Here is an 18,797-nt window from a genome sequence, read left to right as displayed (position 1 = left end):
CCTACTGACCAAGCGATTTGAGCCGTGCATTGATATCGTCGGTGTCGGACACGTCCGATGACAGGGGATCGCTCAGTACGTCTGCGGATCGAATCTCGTCGAAAGCCATGATGCGGCCACCACGGTCGCGTGCAAACGCTTCGGCCGCGACTTGATCGGAAAAAGGCACGAGTTCTGGCGCACCCATGCCGCCCACCGCATCGGACCCTGACACGTAAAACGCGTCTTGCGCCGGTATCCAAGCACCAGGAGCACGCCATGTGGCGCCTTTCATATCCTGAACATATGCAACCTGAACCGCATGGCTCTGCTCAGGCATGTGCAGATAGGCAATCACGTCGCGCACCTGGCTGAAGAAAATCGGCGCGGGCATCCCGTCCAGGTGCGCTTGTCCCTTCGGCCCTTCATGGTCAGCCAGCGTCATCTGGCAGTAGTAGCCTAAAACCTCGTCGGTCATTTCAACTGGCTCCGGCAGCGTCGCCACGTCTTCCTTGCAGGCCGCAAGGATCAGAAGGGAAATCAGAATGCGCTTTCTCATGGTGTCACCTTTTGAAACGACAGCCGCGCGAGCGATGCGGCCAGAAGCGGCCAGAGCACGATGGCGGCCAACGGTTTCCACGCCGCGATGGACGAGGCCGCGCCAGACAGGCCCGAGGCCGCATCGACCGCGCCCGATGCTGCGAGATTGAAAATACGGAACGCATCCGCCGGATTGACCACCAGTGCCCACGGGAACACATCCGTCGTAAAGGATCCGCCATCATCCGCGACCACGGCAGCCAGCAACGCCAGATCGTAAAGCACGATCATGACCAGCCAAAGCCCAATTGCCATGGCCGCAGCGCCGGATGGGCGGCGCGACAGGCAGGACATAGCATGGCCCAACGACAGGAAGGCAGCGCCCAGAAGGACCGAGGTCCAGATCAGCCGCCAGAGAGCAGGCAACCCCTCGGCTGCATCAACACCGCCAGTGGCGAAGGCGACCAGCGCGGCAGAGGCATAGCCCGCGACCACCGCGATGGTCACGACGCCCAGTTGTGCGATCAATTTACCCAAAAGAAGCTCGGTCCGCGCCAGCGGGTAGGTCAGCGACAGCGCCAGTGTGCCGCGCTCGTTTTCGCCCGCGATGGCGTCGAAAGAAATAAGCAACGCGATCAGCGGAACAAGATAGACCGCAAGGGATATCAGGCTTGCCACTGTCACCGAAAGCGGGTCCACCGCCATTTGCCCAGCAGGGGCCGCGCCCGCGAAGGCCAGTACCAGAGAGAATAGGATCATCATGCCGACTGAAACGATTACCCAGCGATTTCGGCGGGCAATTGCGAACTCCAGCACAGCAGTGGCGAGGATACGGGACAACATTACGCGACCCTTTTCGATATGTGGGAATAAAGATCGTCCAGCGTCGCGGCGGTGACATCGTAATCCGCGATATGGTCGCGTAGCGCCGCGATTTGTTCGAGCACTGCAAGTTTTTCGTCCGATGCGCAATGGAAGGTCACGAGCTCGTCCATTGCATGCGCGATCGGGAAGGCCGCCATGACGCGTGCGGCTTGCCCCACCTTCGGTGTGATCGTCACGGTCAACGGCAGCGCCGCATCACGGCGCAGATCGGACAATGTGCCTTGTGCCACCTGTTTCCCCTTGGCCAGGATCACCATCCGATCCGTCCTCGCCTCAAGTTCCGACAGCGCGTGAGATGATAGCAGAATGGCTGTCCCTTTTGCGGCCAATTCATCAAGCAGTGTATAGAATTCGCGCCGCGACACGGGATCAAGACCCGAGGTCGGCTCATCCAGCACCATCAGGCGCGGCCCACCGATCAGTGCCTGGGCCAGTCCTACCCGCTGCCGCATCCCCTTGGAATAGGTTCCGATCCGCCGATTGGCGGCATCCTTCAACCCGACTTTTTCCAGCAACGCGTCGGCCTGCTTCACTGGCTGGCCGCGTAGCCGTAAATAGTACCGAAGCTGTTCGCGCCCCGTAATCGCGGGGTGAAACGCTGCGGACTCTGGCAGATAGGCAGTCAAGGCCCGCGCCACCGTTGACCCCGGCGCGTGGCCCGCAATCTCGATACGGCCCCCGTCTGCATGAATTAGCCCAAGAACGAGCTTCATAAGCGTCGTTTTCCCCGCACCGTTATGGCCCAGGAGCGCCACGCGCTCGCCTGCCGCGATGGCAAGCGACACCTCGTCAAGAACCGCCGTTCCCTCGTAGCGTTTAGTGAGCTTCGAGAGGGTCAGTATCGTCATAGGTCTCTCCCTTGGCCCAGATCGGTGTGGCTTGGGCCATGTGTTGAATGGTTTCGGGCATCTCGCGCGCCGGTGCGGTGGTCAGCGGGTGGCTGTCGACGACGCCCCCGGTTCGGGCCGCCGGAAATTGCGATTGGCTCCAACGCACCAGTTGGACGGCGGGCGTGCCCAATAACAGCTTGGCAGCCGGTTGCGACCACAAGATATGGTCCATCAAATCGTTGGGCCGATAAGAACTGTCTGCCCGTCCGTCGCCATCCAGATCAAAGGCGGGATGATCAGACCAGTAGTTGCCGCGCCCCTCGTGGCTCCATTCCACATCGGTGGTGCCTACGTATTTCACCTGCGTTCGGTTGCCGACAAAGGCGTTGCCGGTGATTGTGTTCCGCTCGGACCCCGCGGTGAAATGCACACCAATATCGCAGCCGACAAAGCTGTTTTCTGCGATCAGGTTCTGATGCGAGTTATAGACGAAGGTGCATTTCCCAGTGCCTCCGGTGACAAGGTTTGCAAACACATCGGACTTCTTGGTGTAGTTGAGCATAACACCATGATCCCGGTCGTTGATCGAAATGTTATCCTTCGCCACGATCCGGTCGGAATACATCAGCGCGAAACCAAGATGGTTGCCGATTGAGATGTTGCCTTCGATCACGCTGTCATTTGTATACATGTAATGAACTGCGAAACGTAGATCGCGAAACAAGTTATCGCGGAACACGTTGCGCTTGGATACGTTTGAGAAGATTCCGTCTCGCCCATAGCGCACATCATTGCCGATCACCTCGGCACCCGGTGCGTTCCATACGTAAATGCCGTTGCCGCGATCATTCATGCGCCGAAGACGCAGCCCCTCGATCCGGTTGCCCCGGACCAGTGCATTGCGCGCACCGTGAATGTCGATGCCAACGAGGTTTTCGGTGAGCACGTTGTCCAGAACTTTGGCACCGCGTGCTTTCTTGGTCAGTTTAACGCCTGCGTCGATGGGTTCGTGTACCCTTCCAGAATTGGTCAGATGCAGGCCACGCACCACAACGTCGGGTGCATCGACAAGAACCACGGATAGCGTACCGTTTCCGTCGATCATTGCGCCATCTTGGCCACGAAGCGTCAGAGTCTTGTCAATTGTCACCGGGCCATCGTAGCGGCCCGGAGACAGGATGACTTCATCCCCTTCCTCAGCTGCGGCAAGTGCCGCAGCCAGTGCACCGGGTCCGGGCGCGATAGTCACGCGCTCGGCCAGTGCCGGGACCGCGCTCAGAACGAGCGCGGCGAGGAAGTGATAAATCCGCGTCATGTGCCGGTCGGCTCCACGAGCATGCGGCCGCGCATCTCCATATGCAGCGCGTGGCAGAACCACTGGCAGTAGTACCAGTAGACGCCCGGCTTCGACGCGGTAAAGGTAACCGAAGCGGTGGCCTGCGGTGCGACTTCCATCGCGACCCCGTGGTTGTTCAGGCAGAAGCCGTGGGTCAGGTCGTCGATGTCGTCGAGGTTGGTCACGTAGACCGTCACCTCGTCACCCTGTTTGACCGTGAACTGCTCCAACGAAAACTGTGGTGCCTGAGAGGTCATGTAGACCCGAACCTTGTTGCCGTCTCGGATCACCGCGTCCTGCCAATCGTCCAGATCGACGCCGTCCGCTTCGGCCTGCGCGCGCGCATCCGCCCACATCGGATCGTCACGGTCCCATACATTCTTCGGGTTCACTTTGGACCGGTGAACGAGGATCGAGTCGTGTGGTTCGGCAAAGGTTGGCCCATCATGGAGCAGCGTCATGTCCGTGCCGTCAAGGGCAAAGAGCTGCTCGTTCTCGGGTTTGAGCGGGCCGGTGTTCAAGAACCGGTCCTTCGAGAACTTGTTCATCGAAAGGTACCATTTGCCGTCCGCTTCCAGCGTTTCGCCCATGGTGGTCGAGTTGTGACCGGGCTGGTAGTGCACATCCTGCTTGTTCAGGATCGGGTCCACGTCCTCGCCGTTGTAAAGCTTCACAGCGTCTTCGATGTTCCACATTACCACCTGGCTGTCGAGGAACAGCGTCGTAAAGGCGTTGCCTTTGCCGTCAAAGCATGTGTGAAGCGGCCCGAGGCCCAGCTCTGGCTCGGCCACGACGACCGACCTGGGGTCGAGACTGTCGTCCTCGAAAAGCGCGTCAAACTTGCGCACGTCAAGTACCGAAACGGTTGGCGACAGTTTTCCCGCCACGCAGAGGTGGATTTTGTCGGGCGCCATGTTGATGCCGTGGGGGCTGTTCGGAATTGGCACGTAACGGGTGTATTTCTTGTTCTGGCCTTTACGGCCGTCGATCACCGGCACACCGTTCAGCTCGATAAAGTCACCCGCTTCGATTCCTTTCTCGATTTCCTTGATGTTGAAGATGACAACGTGGTCCATTTCAGCTTCCATCATCTCGGGGAGGGTCATTCCCATTTCCGAGTTGTAAGAAGTCGAGAAGGCGTATTTGCCGTCATAATCGCAATCGGTGTTGTCTAGGTTGCCAGACACAATCACCTGCCACGCGACTTTCATCTCGTCCGCGTTGATCGCAGTGTAGAAGTTCACATATTGCGACGGATCATCCAAAACCGAACCGTCGTTGACCATCGGCACTTCGTCCTCGCCATTCGCAAAGACATAATCCGTACGCGGCCATTTCTGCGGGCGCAGCCCGTGGATCGCTTTGGCGTTTGGAATGTCGATGATCTTGTCTGCCTTCATCACATCGCAACGTACGCGGGCGACGCGAGTGTTGGCCTTGTCGTTCATGAACAGGTAACGGCCGTCATATTTGCCCTCGGTGAACGACATGTGCACGTGGTGCAGATCGCCGTTGTCGTGGACCGTCTTTCCTTGCGCCGCGAGGAATTCCCTGGTTTCCGGCAGCATATCCTGCGTGAGCACCTTGAGGCTTTCGTTGGTCTGGCCCCAGCCGGTGGCTGAGCAGCGGTTGAAAACCGGCACGCGCATCAGCTCACGCATGGAGGGAACGCCCAGAATTCGCATCTCGCCGGTCTGACCCGAGGACCAGAAGCCGTAGTATTCATCAAGCTCGCCCGGTGCGGGGCTTGCATGTTCGGTTTGCGCCAAAGCGGCGCGCGGGTTAGTTGCTGCGCTAATCGCTGCAGCGCCGCCAAGCAGGCCAAGGCGGGCTCCGCCCGTTCCCATCATGGCTGCACCCGTTGCCGATGCGCTTAAAAATCCGCGCCGGCTTAGTCCATTGTGTTCAGTGTCTGACATGTCAGTCTCCCGTCACTTTGTTTGAAGGTTAGGATGGTTTTCCAACCCTTCCCTCGGGGTGAGGAAAGCGGTCAGGTCCGTGGTGGGGCTCTTGCGTCTGAGCTTTTTTATCACCACGGGGCATTTGGTTTTGGATTGATAGAGCACCTGGCAATTCATGCAGTTCAGGCATTCATTGGGGTTGATCTCTCCGGTCGGATGGATCGCCTGGACCATGCATTCGTTGGCGCAGACGTGGCAGGGCGATCCGCATTCCTTATAGCGTTTGAGCCAGTCGAACATTCTCAGCCGTGCCGGGATCGCGAGCGCGGCACCAAGCGGGCAGAGATAGCGGCAGTAGAACCGCTCAACGAACAGCCCTGCTATCAGAAGGGCAGCGGCATAGGCCACAAAGGGCCAGGCACGCACAAAGTTCAGGATGATCGCTGTCTTGAATGGCTCGACCTCGGCCAGATGCTCGGCCTGTTCTATCGATGCCAGCGATACGCCGAATAGCCCAAGGAATATCATGTACTTGATGGGCCACAACCGTTCGTGCAGTCCCCAAGGTAGCTTGATCTGCGGCACCCTGAGCGCCCGTGCGATATGGTTGGTTAGTTCCTGCAGGGCGCCGAACGGGCATAGCCACCCGCAATAAGCACCCCGACCCCAGAACAGGATCGCGGCTGCAACGGCAAACCAGAGGATGAAGGTCAACGGGTCCAGCAGGAACGCCTGCCAGCTAAAGTTCGTGGTAAGCGCGCCAAAAAGCGCCATCAGGTTCACGACCGAAAGCTGCGCGTTGGCATACCAGCCAAGGAAAACCAGCGTGATAGTCAAAAAGGTGTAGCGGAAAATTTTCACGGCCCGATCCGACCGCGTCAGTTGCATCTGAAAGAAGAACGCAGCCGTCAGCACGAACAGCATTGTACCCAGCACGGCGATTTCAAGCGTCTTGTCTTCCCAAATCTTCTTCCATAGCGCCGCTTGCGCCGCATTTTCACCCTCGTCGGCAGCCATCACCGGCGCAGTTTCCGCAGCGGTTGCGACGCGGGTCATGTAGGATTGGGGAAGCTGATAACCGAGGTCGTAGGTGGTAAAGACCTTTTCGATTGCCGCCACCTCTCGCTGAACCAGCAGTTGCAAGCGGAAAGGCTTGGTGGGGTCAAAGCCACTTTCGGCGGGGATTTTGAACAAGTCGCGTTCGGTGAATTCCGGAACGTCATCAAGCGGAATGACCCCCATGCGGCGATGGCCCCGGTCGCGAAACCGCACCGACACGTCGTCCTGGATAAGAACGATCCGGTCGAAGATACCGCCGCGCACATAGCCCGACCCTTTGAATGAGTAGAGGCCGCGCCCAACCACCGCAATCGCATGTTCGCCCGGCTCCAACCACCCTTGCAGGTTGCCGTAATCCGCTTCGCCCAGGATCGCGCGACCGATGGCGGGGATCGACACCAGCGCCATCTGCATGTCGATAAAAGTTGTCTCTGGCGGTTCGGTCAGTGCGTATTTTTCGGTACGGGGATCGTCCATCGCAGCGAAAGAGGCGTTCACCTGACCCACATCCAGCGACAGGCGGCGCACGGTCCCGTCGCCTTCCATCACCATCCAGCTGTCCGGCGCTTCGGCGTCTTCGTTGATCTCATATTGCGGTCCGGTATCCTCTTGCGCGGTCAGCCCGCCCAGACCCAGCGCCCGCGCCACCTTCAGCCCCGAGCGGATGATCGAATCGTCGATCACCATGATCGTGACCGTCGCCCCGGAAATGATCTCCAGATCATGCCCGGACCCGCCCGCCGCAGCTTCATCCACCAAGGAAAGCCCTCGGTAGTCCGCGGCGAGTTTCTTTATCTTTGAATCGGGGATACCGATCAAAACGATAGGTTCGGAATGTTTGACCAGGTCGACACCCAGAATGACCGCATCGTCATCGACCGCGACCATGGTGTGAATAGGTTTGCCGGAATAGCCAGTGGTGCCCACGAAATCCGACGTGATAAACACCTGGCCGATTTCTTCGCCGCCCGACAATACCGGCGCGACCGGTACATCGTCACGGATCGCGCCAAAGGCATCAGCACCTTCGACCAGCGTGGCAGGATCGACATTTGGAAGGAACTGCGCCAGAACGCTCGAATTTGTCTGCGCCTGCGCCACAGATGAAACCAACAGGGCGAGAGCAAGCGCGAACCAGGCCTGAACGTATTTTATCTGACGGAACCGAAAAACGGTTTCAGCAATGGCCTGCATTGTTAGACAACTTCCTGACTTGGGGGGCCGCGCGATGGGTATTCGACAGGGCGTGAAATTTTCGGGGTTTCAGAGGTCACGGGTGAACCCGCACGCAAAATGGCCTGCGCCAGCTGCAGGGGCGGGTTGGATGCATCGGTGAAGGCGGGCAAAAGCGTGCAGTCGGCGCAGTGGGCGCAATCTGTATCATTCCGATCCACCGGCTCGCCGCTCCGGTCGAGCATAACTGTCTCGGCCTTGCCGGCAGCGCCACAGATAACGATGGTCCGCGATCCAGCCGCGCGTAGTGCGTGGGCGGTTTCAACATAGCCGGAAGAAATCTCGGCGGCGAAAAGGTTCGCCACGAGCATCACAACCATCAATGCCTTATTCGCGTATCTCATGGTGCCCGACTTACGTCTGGCATTCCACTCTGTCGTTGTCCTAGATCAAACAAATATGCCGGTTCATCGACACCAGCTATGTTTTTGTTTGCGTAATCTCCAACGTATCCCATCCCTTTGGCAGAGGCGTCAGAATGGGTGCGCTACGAACGTTTGTGAGGCACATCAATCATGACGCCTCAGGGCGCATGGCGGTTTAAAACGTTGCGGGTCACCTGTTCGACTTGGGGGTGCATTCGCGACAGTCCGTCGACCCATTCGCAGGTCGCGGCGGCAAAGGCCTCTCTTTACCAAGAAGCGAGACTCGCGTTTAAGTCGACCAACACCCACAGTTTGCGACACATCCAGTCAGGGTACTCTGGCGGGGATGTTTTCCTGCAGGATGATCCTGGGCTCGATGGGTTTGAGCGACAAAAGCGGGGTTCGCGCGGCGATGGAGCCCAAGAGATGGATGACCGCCTGTTCCCCGACAAGTCGCGGGTTCTGGTCGATCACGACGTCCACCAAACCCCGCGCCAGCCATTCCCGGGACGTGTCAGTGAGGTCGTGCATGATCAGGCCGGGGCGGTTGGCCCCGAGGCCTTCGATCGCCTCGACAATTCCCGTTCGGCTTGCCCCGACGCAGTAGATCCCGGCCAGATCCGGTTGATGCCGCAAAAGATCTTGGGTCGCGGCATTAGAGCGGCGGTTGTCCTCCCCCGTTTCAATTGCAGCGACGATCTTTAGTCCGGGCAGTTTTTGGCGCACGTAATCCTGAAAGCCCCGCTCCCGTTCAGAATGACCATGAAACCGGCGCGATCCGAGGATCACCGCAACGCCGCCAGTTTGCACCGGGGCGAGCATCCCCATGAGCTGTCCTGCCGTCCGCCCCGCAATCTTGTTGTCGACGCCCACATAGGATGACCGCGGCGTATCCGGCAGGTCGGACGCGATTGTGACAACCCGCACGCCGCTCTCGCACAGTCGGGTAATTGCGGCCCTGCTCCGCGCGTGATCCGTGGTAATGATCCCCACGCCGTGCGTGTTGGGCGACACCGCATCGAGCGCCCTGTCGAGCGCTTCTGGACCTATCCCGTCCATTGTGACGATATTGCAGGAGGCGACAAGCGGCAGACCAGTCGACAAGTTGGTGATCGACCGCGCCAGGTCGCGCATGAACATGTTCTGGCCAAACGGGATGAGGAAGACCAAATGCGCCGGACGCGACGGCAGGCGCACCATACCTTCTGAGGGCAGTGCCCCCAGTTCCTCGGCCGCTTTTAAGACCCGGTGCCGGTTGGTGGCGCTGACGCCTTTTCGCCCGTTGAGGGCCCGGTCGACCGTGGCCGTAGACAGGCCGGCATGGCGTGCGATGTCGGGAATTGTTGCTTTGCGCATGGGGATGGCCTCACTCGCCGGACGTCACGCTGATGTATCACATCAAACTCAGTAAGTCTTGGCCACACCATAAATTCGAGTCTATCCCCTCTCTGGATCTTTCTGTTTCGGAGTGGAAGGCTGATGTGATCTGATGTGATTGGCGGTTGAGTACCTTCACCGGGTTCGCAATGCTCGACAGAACACTGAGGCACTGCAAAAGCCGCCAGGATGACAGGCCAGCCGAAAGTGAGACAGGCGGCCGCTGTGGGCCGAAGATCGCGGACCGGGGTGTTTGGGAGGATCAGATGGCGAAGGATATGGCGGCCGAGACCGCGGTTTCCGACTATTCCCTGACCGGCGACCGGGCCCGCCATGCGATCAAGGCCGGGCTGGCGGCGGCCGAGTGGTATCATAGCGACATCCCCCGGAAGACCATGAAACAGCTGATGGCGCGCAACGATAAGATTGCCCTGCGCGACACGGCGATCTGGGTCGCGCTTCACGTGATCTTTGCAGCCGCTGGCATTCTGCTATGGGGCAGTTGGTGGGCGGTGCCGTTCTGGCTGGCCTACGGGGTCATCTACGGTTCAGCCTGCGACTCGCGTTGGCACGAGGCCGGGCACGGCACGGCGTTCAAGACGCGGTGGATGAACGATGTAGTTTATCACATCGCCTCGTTTCAGGTGATGAGGAACCCTATTGCCTGGCGCTGGTCCCATGCCCGTCACCACACCGACACAATCATTGTGGGCCGGGACCCCGAGATTGCCTGGATGCATCCCATCAATCTGACCCTTAAAGTCCTGGCCTATGTCGGGATCGTTGATGCCTGGATATCGCTTAAGACTCTGTTCCGGCAGGCTTTTGGCAGGTTCTCTGATGATGAGCTGGACTATATCCCCGAAAACGAGCGGCCCAAGGCTGTGTTCTGGGCTCGGGTCCATGTCCTGATCTATGCAGTCACTGTCGCCATTGCGCTGGGTATGGCGACCGCTGGGATGGGTTGGGCGTCGGTCATTCCGTTTTTGCTGATTGGTCTGCCCCGGATTTATGGCTGCTGGCACATGGTGATGATGGGGCTGCTGCAACATGGCGGCTTGGCTGAAGATGTGCTCGACCACCGGCTCAACAGCCGCACGGTGTATATCAACCCAATTTCCGGCTGGATTTACTGGAACATGCAGTATCACATCGAACACCACATGTTTCCGATGGTGCCCTATCACGCGCTGCCGAAGCTGCACGAATTGATCAAGGATGACCTGCCGCCGCCCAACAGCTCAATCGCGGACGCTTATCGCGAGATGTGGACCGCCGTGATCCGGCAGCGCCACGAACCCGGCTACTATTTCAAGAAGGAGCTGCCGCCGACGGCCAAACCCTATCGGGACGAGTTGCACCAACATGTCCCCGACAGGCGCGACACGTGAGCGCCCGTAAACTCCCCACAGTTGCGGACCTTTTGGCCGACAAGGGCAAGGGGCAGAAGTCTATGCTGCGGTACTTCAGCCTGGACGAAGCCGCAGCGGCGGAGGCGGCAGGGATCGACATCGCCTCGGTTCCGGACGACATCCTGTTTGATGCCCGCTACCGCGAGGTAGCGCCGAGCGTTTTTTCCATGACTGGCCGCACCCATCTGGAGGCCGGAACACCCGACGACTACCTACGGTGGGCTACGGACGCGATGAACCGGGGCGCGGATGCGATCTATTGCTCGGGCTCCTTCGATACGGTCGAATATCTCGCCAAGGAATACGTCCCTGTGGTTGGTCACGTCGGCCTTTGCCCCGCCCGCGCCACGTGGACGGGCGGCTTTCGCGCAGTAGGCAAGACCTCTGACGGCGCACTGAAGCTCTTGCAGGACGTGAAGGATTACGAGGCTGCTGGGGCCTTTGCGGTGGAAATCGAAGTGGTTCCCGAAGAGGTCGCCAGCGAGATCACCAAGCGCACCGATATCCTGCTCTGGTCCATGGGTGCGGGCGCGGGCTGCGACGCACAATATCTCTTTGCCAATGATATCCTCGGCTATACCGATGGCCACATTCCCCGCCATTCCAAGATTTATCGGGACTTTGCCACCGAATATGCCAGGCTGCAGCAGGAGCGCGTCGCGGCATTCGAAGAGTTTGCCGCAGATGTGGCTAGCGGCGCCTACCCCGAGGACAAACACCTTGTGCGGATGGACCCCGCCGAGCTCAAGACGTTTCGTGAGAGGTTGGAGCAAGCCTGAGTAAGACCGGTCAAGCGGGGCACCAAGACCCTGGCGGCCACGACACAGACCAACAAGGAGGAGAACCATAATGAACAGACGTATTTTCCTGGGGGCCAGCGCCGCGCTCACCCTCACGGCCAGCGCGGTTTTTGCGCAGGACAGCAAGACATTCTACTGGATCAGCCACGGCTCGCCCGCGGACCCGGTTTGGACCTATTTTCTGGAAGGGGCCGAGCAATGGGCGGCTGACACTGGGCATACGGTCAACACCTCGTTCCATTCCGGTGATGTGCCCAGCCATCAGGAGGCCATGCGCGCTGCCGTCGCTGCTGGCGCTGACGGAATCTGTTCGTCGAATCCTGATCCGGGCTCCTTGATTGATGTGGTGGCCGAGGCCCGTGCTGCCGGTATCCCGACCCTGAACTTCAACACGCCCGATCCCAGCGCCGACTGGAACGCCTATATTGGCGGTGATCTCGTCTCGGTCGGTCGGGCCTGGGCGCAGTATCTGGTGGACAATGAGCTGGTTGAATCGGGCGATTTCGTCTGGATGCCGGTCGAAGTGCCCGGCGCTACCTATGGCGTGCAGGAGGAGGAAGGCATCGCCAGCGTCTTTGAGCCTCTGAACATCACCTGGGAGGTCACCGACGCCACGCTCGACCAGGCTGAGATCATCACCCGGATGACCGATTACATGACGGCGAACCGGGACAGGATCGATGCAATGATCGGCCTCGGCGACCTGGTGACTGGATCGGTCGTTCGGGTTTGGAACCAAGCTGGGGTCGCTCCGGGTGAAATCCCGGTCGTGGGCTGGGGCAACAGCCTGGATACCACCCAAGGCGTCATGGATGGCTATGTGAACGCCGCAATGTGGCAGGACCCGCAGGCCACCAGCTATATGTGCCTATCCGCCGCACTGATGGAAACCTCAAGTATCCCCGTCGGCTTCAATATCATCACTGGGGCGCTTTACGAGGCTGATCAGGCCGCGCTTTACCACGGGATCATGGGCGGCAATTAAACCGTCTCCTCCCGGCCCGCGGTGCGTATCTGACTTGCCGCGGGCACCCTCAAAAACCAATGCTTGCCTGTTTCTGGAGCCTCCATGACCGACGAAAAGACCGCGTCCGCCCCCGGCGATGCCAGTCCCCGCAACACTGACTTTCTGCGCCGTTTATCGTCCTCGCCGGAACTGGGGCCGCTGATCCTGCTGATCGTGATGCTGATTGTGTTCACCTCGATCAACCCGGCTTTCATGTCGTTCAACAACATCTCGAACGCTCTGACCTTTACGGTGGAGCTGGGGCTGATCGCCCTCGGGATGACCCTACTGATGACAAGCGGCGAGTTCGACCTGTCCGTGGGGTCGGTTTTTGGTTTTACGGCGGTGGTCATGTGGACGCTGATCAATTCGGTGGAGATGTCTTTGCCGCTGGCTTTCTTCATCGCTATGGCAGTGGCCGTGTTTATTGGCGCGGTGAACGGGTTCTTCGTCACCCGGTTAAAAATTCCGTCCTTCCTGGTAACGCTTGGCATGTTGCTTGTCGTGCGGGGCAGTGCGCTTTGGCTGACAAGCGGCTTTCCCCAGCGGACATGGGACGCCAGCAACCAGTGGCTGGCCGAGTTTCTGGTGGGCGATTTCTGTATCGCGGGTGAGGGCGACTTCTGCTCGGGCGGACTACGGGTCTATATGAGCCTGATTTGGTTCATTCTGATTGCCGGCATCCTACATTACGTCCTGACCCGGACCCGGTTCGGGAATTGGATACAGGCTACCGGCGGCAATCCAGCCGCCGCCCGAAACCGTGGCGTGCCGATCCGGCGAGTTAAGATGATGCTATTTATGCTGACCTCGGCCCTTGCCGGTCTGGCCGGCATCATCTCTTCAATTCGCGTCTCGGCCGCCAACCCCAATTCCGGCACGACCTACGAACTGGAGGTCATTGCCATGGTGGTGATCGGCGGCACCGCCCTGATGGGAGGGAGAGGCACGATCATCGGCACGGTTCTGGGCGTCCTGATCCTGCGCCTGATGCGCAACGGGATCGTCTTGATCGGGGTTCCGGGGCTTGCGTACAACATCTTTATCGGGGCGATCATCCTGGGCATGATGGCGCTCCATTCGGCGCTTGAACGACGCCACAATGAGGGGACTTGAGCCATGACTACCCCTATTGTCGAGATGCGCAATATCGAGAAGTACTATGGCCGCATCCATGCCCTGCGCGGCGTCAGCTTGCAGGTCAATCCCGGTGAGATCGTGGGCCTGCTGGGTGACAATGGTGCCGGTAAGTCGACCCTGATCAAGGTCCTGTCGGGGGTCGTGCCCTATGCGTCGGGCCAAATCCTGATAAATGGCAGGGAAGTGCTGCTCAACTCCAGCAACGACGCAATCGCGGCCGGTGTTGAGACGATTTATCAGGACAGCGCGCTGGTCCCGCAACTGTCGATCGCGCGGAACCTGTTTCTGGGCCGAGAGCTGACCCGAGGCCCGCTCGGCCGCCTCGATCAGGCCGAGATGAACCGCGTCGCTTCTGACCTGTTGCGCCGGGTCGGGATCACCAAGAATATCCCGCCCACCACGCCGATCAGTTCTCTTTCGGGGGGTGAGAGGCAGGCTGTCGCCATCGCCCGGGCGATGTATTTCGATAGCGAAATCATCATTCTCGATGAGCCGACCAACAATCTCGGCGTGGCCGAAACCCAAGGTGTGTTGAACTTCGTCCGAGATGCCCGAAACAAGGGCCATGCCTGTATCTTTATCGCGCACAACATCCACCATGTTTTTCAGGTCGTGGACCGGATGGTGGTCATGCGACGGGGAGAGGTGGTTGCGGATGATCTAAGCCCCACGACATCCAGCATTCAGGATGTCGAGAACATCATAACCGGCGAAGACCTGGTGGCCTGATGCAGATCGTGGCGAACGGCATCACCGCACGGTTTGCACCGGAACTGGGGCGGCTCGATGCCTTCCTGGTGACGGATGAGGGGCGCGAGGTTGCCCCCCTCCACCGCGCTCCATGGGTCGGAACGGGCGAGAGGATGCCCGATGGTGCCGATCCATTGATGGCCGGGCTTGGCGGTGATTTCTTCTGCGCGCCGTTTGCCGCCTCCGAGAGCGGCAGCCCACTCCACGGTTGGCCTGCCAATGTGCCCTGGGACATTGCGCTTGGCGCATCGGACAAAGTGCGGGCGATCTGTTCGCGGCCCGTCTACGGGGCCACGCTGGTCAAGGAGCTATCGGTCTTTGACAACCACCCATTCGTCTACCAGCGTCACATCTTCATCGGTGGGGAGGGTCGCGTCTCGGCGGCCAATCACGGCAATGTCTCGGTCCCCAACGGTGCCTTGATCCGCACCTCTGCCAAAAGCCATTGGGAGACGCCAAAGACACCGCAGGAAACCGACCCCGCCATGGGCAGGTCCCGCATCGCCTGCCCGGCACGGTCGGAGGACCCAAGGGCTTTCCCCGCTGCGGATGGCAGCACCGTCGATCTGATGACGTATCCCTGGTTCGACCGAACCGAGGACTTCGCTATCGGAGTAGAGGCTGGCGACAGCCCGCTCGGCTGGACCGCCGTGACCCGCCCGCAGGAGGGCGACCTCTACCTCTCGCTCCGCCACCCTCGGCACGTGCCGATGACCATGCTCTGGCAATCGAATGGTGGGCGCGACTACGCGCCATGGTCGGGCCGACACATCGGTTGCCTTGGTGTTGAGGAGGGTGCCGCCGATCACATGCTCGGCGTGTCGACCGAGTTCGACCTTTCCGGTCCGGGGGCGCTGACCCTTGATCCTTTCGGAGGCGTCGATATGCGGCATGTAACCGGGGCCATCGCCTGGCCATCCGGTGCGGCGGTCACCGGTATCGAGATCGTAGATGGCGGCCTCGTGATCACAGGCGAGGACGGAGCCATACGCACCGTCCCCTTTCACACAGCGTTTCTCAGATTGGACACGCCATGACCGACCGACCCATCGTCATCTCCGCGCCAGAACCGCGCACGTTGGACCTGATCTTTCGCCCCGAAAAGCTGTCTGAGCTGCACGCGCGGTATGACATTCACGAGGTCGAAGCGGACGCGCTCGCCACTCTGCCGGACGACGTGCTCCGCGACACCCGCTATGTGATCGGTCAGCCCCCCATTGATGAGGCAACGTTGGAACGGATGCAGAGCCTGAAATGCGTCTTCAATGTGGAAGGCAACCTGTTCCTCAACATGCCTTATCCCCGGCTCTTTCAGCGGGGCATCCATGTTGTCACGACAATGGAGGTCTTCGCCCGCCCGGTGGCCGAGATCGGGTTAGGTCTGGCACTCGATCTTCTGCGCGGCATCACGGATGCCGATCTCGCCTTCAGAGAGGGGCGAGAGCTTTGGGGGCTTGATGGCAATCACTCCGCTCGGCTCCTCACCGGGGCTGATGTCGGGCTGATCGGGTTCGGGGCGATCGGTCGGTCGCTTCTGCCACTTCTTCAGCCCTTTCGACCCCATCTTCGCATTCACGACCCCTGGTTGCCGCCTTCGGTCATTGTCGATGCCGGGGCCGAACCGGTGGACCTAGATACTCTGCTGCGCAAGAGCGACCTTGTCTTTGTCCTCGCCGCAGTGACGGACGAAAACGAGGGGTTCTTGGACAAGTCTGCCTTCAACAAGATGCAATCTGGTGCCGCCTTCATCCTGCTCAGCCGGGCCGGGGTAGTGAATTTTGACGACCTTGTCGCTGCGGTCGCCGACGGTCATATCCTTGCCGCTTCTGATGTATTCCCCCAGGAACCCGAAGCCGCCGACCACCCAGTGCGCCGGACGCCGGGTTTCATAAGGTCAGCCCACAGGGCAGGGGCAATGGATGTCGCGTTCAAGGCTATGGGCGACATGGTGTTGGAGGACATGGCTCTCCTCGACCGAGGCCTGCCGCCCACGCGCTGCAAGCGGGCCGAAAGGGAGACGGTGGCCAAGATGCGTTCGAAGCCCGTAGATAAGAGCTGATTTCAATAGGTCGCTGTCAGCCCACCATCCACGTTAATGACTTGACCGGTGATGTAGCGCGATAGCGGAGAGAGAAGAAACAGAAAGGCACCGGCGCAATCCTCGGGGGTGCCTGGGCGGCCGAGCGGGATACGCCGCCGATTCAGATAGACCTCCTGAAAAACCGGGTCGGCGTGCTCGTGTTGGCCTTTCGCAGTGATCGCCATCCGGGTGTCGATGAAGCCCGGCGCAACCCCGTTGGCACGGATGCCGTGCGGCGCCAGGTCGACGGCCATAGAGCGCGTCAGACTCGCCGCGCCGCCCTTGGCCGCTGCGTAGGCCGCGCTGCGGGGCTGTCCGAAGAATGCTTGGGTGGACAGGGTGTTGACGACCGCAGCGTCGGCGCTTTTCGTAAGGACCGGCACCATCGCCTGCGTCACGCGGAGCATTGAGGTCAGGTTGGTGGAAATTACCGCCTCAAACTGGTCGGGATTCGTATCTTCAATGCTGCCTTCGGCGAGGACAGCCGCGTTGTTCACCAGCCCATCCAGTCGTCCGAACCGGTTCGCGATGTTGTCCCTCGCCGCCTCGATATCTTTGGCCAACCGGACATCCATCGCCAAGGCGTGAGCCCCAGCCTGCGGACCGCCGAGATGATCAGCTGCGTCCCGGCAACCTTCCGCATCGATGTCGGCCATCATGACATTTGCGCCGTGCTCCAGCGCCGCCGCAGCCAGAGCCAGCCCGATGCCCTGCGCTGCGCCGGTGATGAGGATCACGCGATCGGAGAGAAGGCCTTGGGTTTCGATCACAGGCCCTCTCCGCGCCGGTGTTTGACCGCGCTCCACGGTACCTGACACCCATCGCCCGATGCCCGCGCCGCGTCGAGGACATCGCGCAGGGCCACCGCAACGATGGACGCTTCCTCCTCGGTCAGATTGCAAGGATCAAGGTAGAGCCTTTGGTGTTCAGCCAAGTCGTCCCGCACGGCAATGGCCGGTGTCCTGTAGGATAGCCGCTCGGCGAGTTCCCAGGCGAAAAGGCCAGCGGCAATGGGGTCAATCACCATCTCAACCCGCGTAATGGGGTTTCCGGTCCAGTCAGCGTGGCGGGCCAGGACCACGCCATCGATCCCGGAAAGGGACTGGAGCCACAGGGCGACGATGGCGTTTTCCCGGGCCTTTTCGGCAGCGTGGTCCCGGCGTTGCCAGGCCTCCAGCGCAGCAATGACCCCAAAGATGCCTTCCTTGCCGATCTTTGTGATCCGCCCAATTCCGCGGCTTTGCAGCGCCACCGCACGGATAAACTCCGCCTTTCCGGCGATGATCCCAGTGGTTGGACCGGACAGGAACTTGTGGCCCGAATAGATCGCCGCATTGGCCCCGGCAGCGACCGGCCCTGTCAGGTCGTATTCGCTGGCCGCGTCCACAATGACCGGCGTGCCATGGGCGGCGCAGAGCTCGATGACCAGATCGAGAGGCAACTCGCCCTCCCGCACCGTGTGGTGCGACACGACATGGAGCACGGCGGCCAACCCAGCCTCCAGCGCGGCTCTCAGATGATAGGTTTCGCACAAGGCGGCCGTGCCGAGCGGGACAACCTCGGCCCCTGCGACCGCGACGGCCTGAGGCACCGGGGCGCCGTAGTTGACAAGATGCCCCATCTGGACACCGACGCGGCGTTCGATGCCCGGCAGGTTTGGCAGGGCTTCGATCCGCGCGAGGTCATCACCGGTCAGAGCGGCGGCGACGCATAGGGTCACGCCGGCCGCGCTGCAGGCGGTGACGAAGCCGGCCTCGGCCCCTGTGGCGTCGGCGATGGTCCGGTTGGCAAGGGCTTGGAGATCCTCGATCCTGACGAAATGCCCTGAGATTTCGGACATCGCCGCTGCGACCTCGGGCAGGATGCGGGACGCCCCGATGGCGGTCATGGTGCCAGAGGCATTGATGACCGGGGTCAGCCCACGATGCCCAAGACCATCGCTCATCGCGTGTTTCCTGTCGCAGTCAGGAAGCGAGTCTTTTGGTTAGGTTGTTTGAGGTCCATGCTCGGTGGGCCTTAGGTTGTGGTTTGTAGCGATCCTTTGATACTCGGTCACACCGGTTGGAACTGCAAGGCTTGCGTCGGCCGGAATGGGGCCTATGGG

General features: G+C 60.4%; 17 protein-coding genes. 7 read left to right on the top strand and 10 right to left on the bottom strand.

The features are described from left to right. Window position 1 precedes the first annotated feature (1 nt). The 8 genes from ACXAET_RS18105 to ACXAET_RS18070 all read right to left on the bottom strand — a co-directional run bounded on the left by ACXAET_RS18105 (window position 2) and on the right by ACXAET_RS18070 (window position 9,484). Window positions 2–538 carry a nitrous oxide reductase accessory protein NosL gene (locus ACXAET_RS18105; protein ID WP_475188239.1) on the bottom strand — a complete coding sequence of 179 codons (537 nt, stop codon included), beginning with the start codon at window positions 536–538 and terminating at the stop codon, window positions 2–4. After that, on the bottom strand, window positions 535–1,362 hold the full coding sequence (locus ACXAET_RS18100; protein WP_475188237.1) for an ABC transporter permease: 828 nt from the start codon (window positions 1,360–1,362) through the stop codon (window positions 535–537). The genes ACXAET_RS18105 and ACXAET_RS18100 overlap by 4 nt, the downstream gene beginning before the upstream one ends. Next, window positions 1,362–2,252 carry an ABC transporter ATP-binding protein gene (locus ACXAET_RS18095; protein WP_475188233.1) on the bottom strand — a complete coding sequence of 297 codons (891 nt, stop codon included), beginning with the start codon at window positions 2,250–2,252 and terminating at the stop codon, window positions 1,362–1,364. Before ACXAET_RS18095 ends, ACXAET_RS18100 begins: the two co-directional genes overlap by 1 nt. Further along, entirely contained in the window at window positions 2,221–3,549 is a 1,329-nt protein-coding gene (locus ACXAET_RS18090) for a nitrous oxide reductase family maturation protein NosD (RefSeq protein ID WP_475188230.1), read from the bottom strand. Before ACXAET_RS18090 ends, ACXAET_RS18095 begins: the two co-directional genes overlap by 32 nt. Continuing rightward, window positions 3,546–5,489 carry a TAT-dependent nitrous-oxide reductase gene (gene nosZ / locus ACXAET_RS18085; protein WP_475188226.1) on the bottom strand — a complete coding sequence of 648 codons (1,944 nt, stop codon included), beginning with the start codon at window positions 5,487–5,489 and terminating at the stop codon, window positions 3,546–3,548. The genes ACXAET_RS18090 and nosZ overlap by 4 nt, the downstream gene beginning before the upstream one ends. A gap of 12 nt (window positions 5,490–5,501) precedes the next feature. Further along, window positions 5,502–7,724, bottom strand: coding sequence for a 4Fe-4S binding protein (locus tag ACXAET_RS18080; RefSeq protein WP_475188224.1), 2,223 nt, complete (start codon window positions 7,722–7,724; stop codon window positions 5,502–5,504). A 2-nt stretch (window positions 7,725–7,726) separates the two neighbouring features. Then, complete coding sequence (locus ACXAET_RS18075) at window positions 7,727–8,107, bottom strand: DUF2946 family protein (protein WP_475188223.1); 381 nt, start codon at window positions 8,105–8,107, stop codon at window positions 7,727–7,729. 348 nt (window positions 8,108–8,455) lie between these two features. Beyond that, window positions 8,456–9,484, bottom strand: a complete 1,029-nt coding sequence (locus ACXAET_RS18070) for a LacI family DNA-binding transcriptional regulator (protein ID WP_475188220.1) — start codon at window positions 9,482–9,484, stop codon at window positions 8,456–8,458. A gap of 287 nt (window positions 9,485–9,771) precedes the next feature. Between ACXAET_RS18070 and ACXAET_RS18065 the strand changes: the two genes are divergently transcribed. From ACXAET_RS18065 to ACXAET_RS18035, 7 genes are all read left to right on the top strand, one after another. Then, complete coding sequence (locus ACXAET_RS18065; RefSeq protein WP_475188217.1) at window positions 9,772–10,896, top strand: fatty acid desaturase family protein; 1,125 nt, start codon at window positions 9,772–9,774, stop codon at window positions 10,894–10,896. Further along, on the top strand, window positions 10,893–11,696 hold the full coding sequence (locus ACXAET_RS18060; protein ID WP_475188216.1) for a 3-methyl-2-oxobutanoate hydroxymethyltransferase: 804 nt from the start codon (window positions 10,893–10,895) through the stop codon (window positions 11,694–11,696). The genes ACXAET_RS18065 and ACXAET_RS18060 overlap by 4 nt, the downstream gene beginning before the upstream one ends. Before the next feature lie 70 nt (window positions 11,697–11,766). Continuing rightward, complete coding sequence (locus tag ACXAET_RS18055) at window positions 11,767–12,702, top strand: substrate-binding domain-containing protein (protein WP_475188213.1); 936 nt, start codon at window positions 11,767–11,769, stop codon at window positions 12,700–12,702. A gap of 84 nt (window positions 12,703–12,786) precedes the next feature. Further along, window positions 12,787–13,839: an ABC transporter permease gene (locus ACXAET_RS18050; RefSeq protein ID WP_475188211.1), complete on the top strand. Its 1,053-nt coding sequence runs from the start codon at window positions 12,787–12,789 to the stop codon at window positions 13,837–13,839. Between the two features lie 3 nt (window positions 13,840–13,842). After that, complete coding sequence (locus tag ACXAET_RS18045; RefSeq protein WP_475188209.1) at window positions 13,843–14,592, top strand: ATP-binding cassette domain-containing protein; 750 nt, start codon at window positions 13,843–13,845, stop codon at window positions 14,590–14,592. Then, complete coding sequence (locus ACXAET_RS18040) at window positions 14,592–15,650, top strand: hypothetical protein (RefSeq protein WP_475188206.1); 1,059 nt, start codon at window positions 14,592–14,594, stop codon at window positions 15,648–15,650. The genes ACXAET_RS18045 and ACXAET_RS18040 overlap by 1 nt, the downstream gene beginning before the upstream one ends. Next, a complete protein-coding gene (locus tag ACXAET_RS18035; protein ID WP_475188205.1) occupies window positions 15,647–16,672 on the top strand; it encodes a hydroxyacid dehydrogenase in 1,026 nt (341 codons plus the stop codon). The genes ACXAET_RS18040 and ACXAET_RS18035 overlap by 4 nt, the downstream gene beginning before the upstream one ends. Window positions 16,673–16,674: 2 nt before the next feature. Here the strand turns inward: ACXAET_RS18035 and ACXAET_RS18030 are convergent, their stop codons facing one another. Beyond that, window positions 16,675–17,463: an SDR family NAD(P)-dependent oxidoreductase gene (locus ACXAET_RS18030; protein ID WP_475188204.1), complete on the bottom strand. Its 789-nt coding sequence runs from the start codon at window positions 17,461–17,463 to the stop codon at window positions 16,675–16,677. Then, window positions 17,460–18,638 carry a PLP-dependent aminotransferase family protein gene (locus tag ACXAET_RS18025; RefSeq protein WP_475188201.1) on the bottom strand — a complete coding sequence of 393 codons (1,179 nt, stop codon included), beginning with the start codon at window positions 18,636–18,638 and terminating at the stop codon, window positions 17,460–17,462. Before ACXAET_RS18025 ends, ACXAET_RS18030 begins: the two co-directional genes overlap by 4 nt. Window positions 18,639–18,797: the final 159 nt, after the last annotated feature.

Source organism: Ruegeria sp. AWH4_226 (assembly GCF_056159225.1).
The sequence above is the reverse complement of the archived record's forward strand: the minus strand, read 5'-3'. Positions and strand labels throughout refer to the sequence as shown.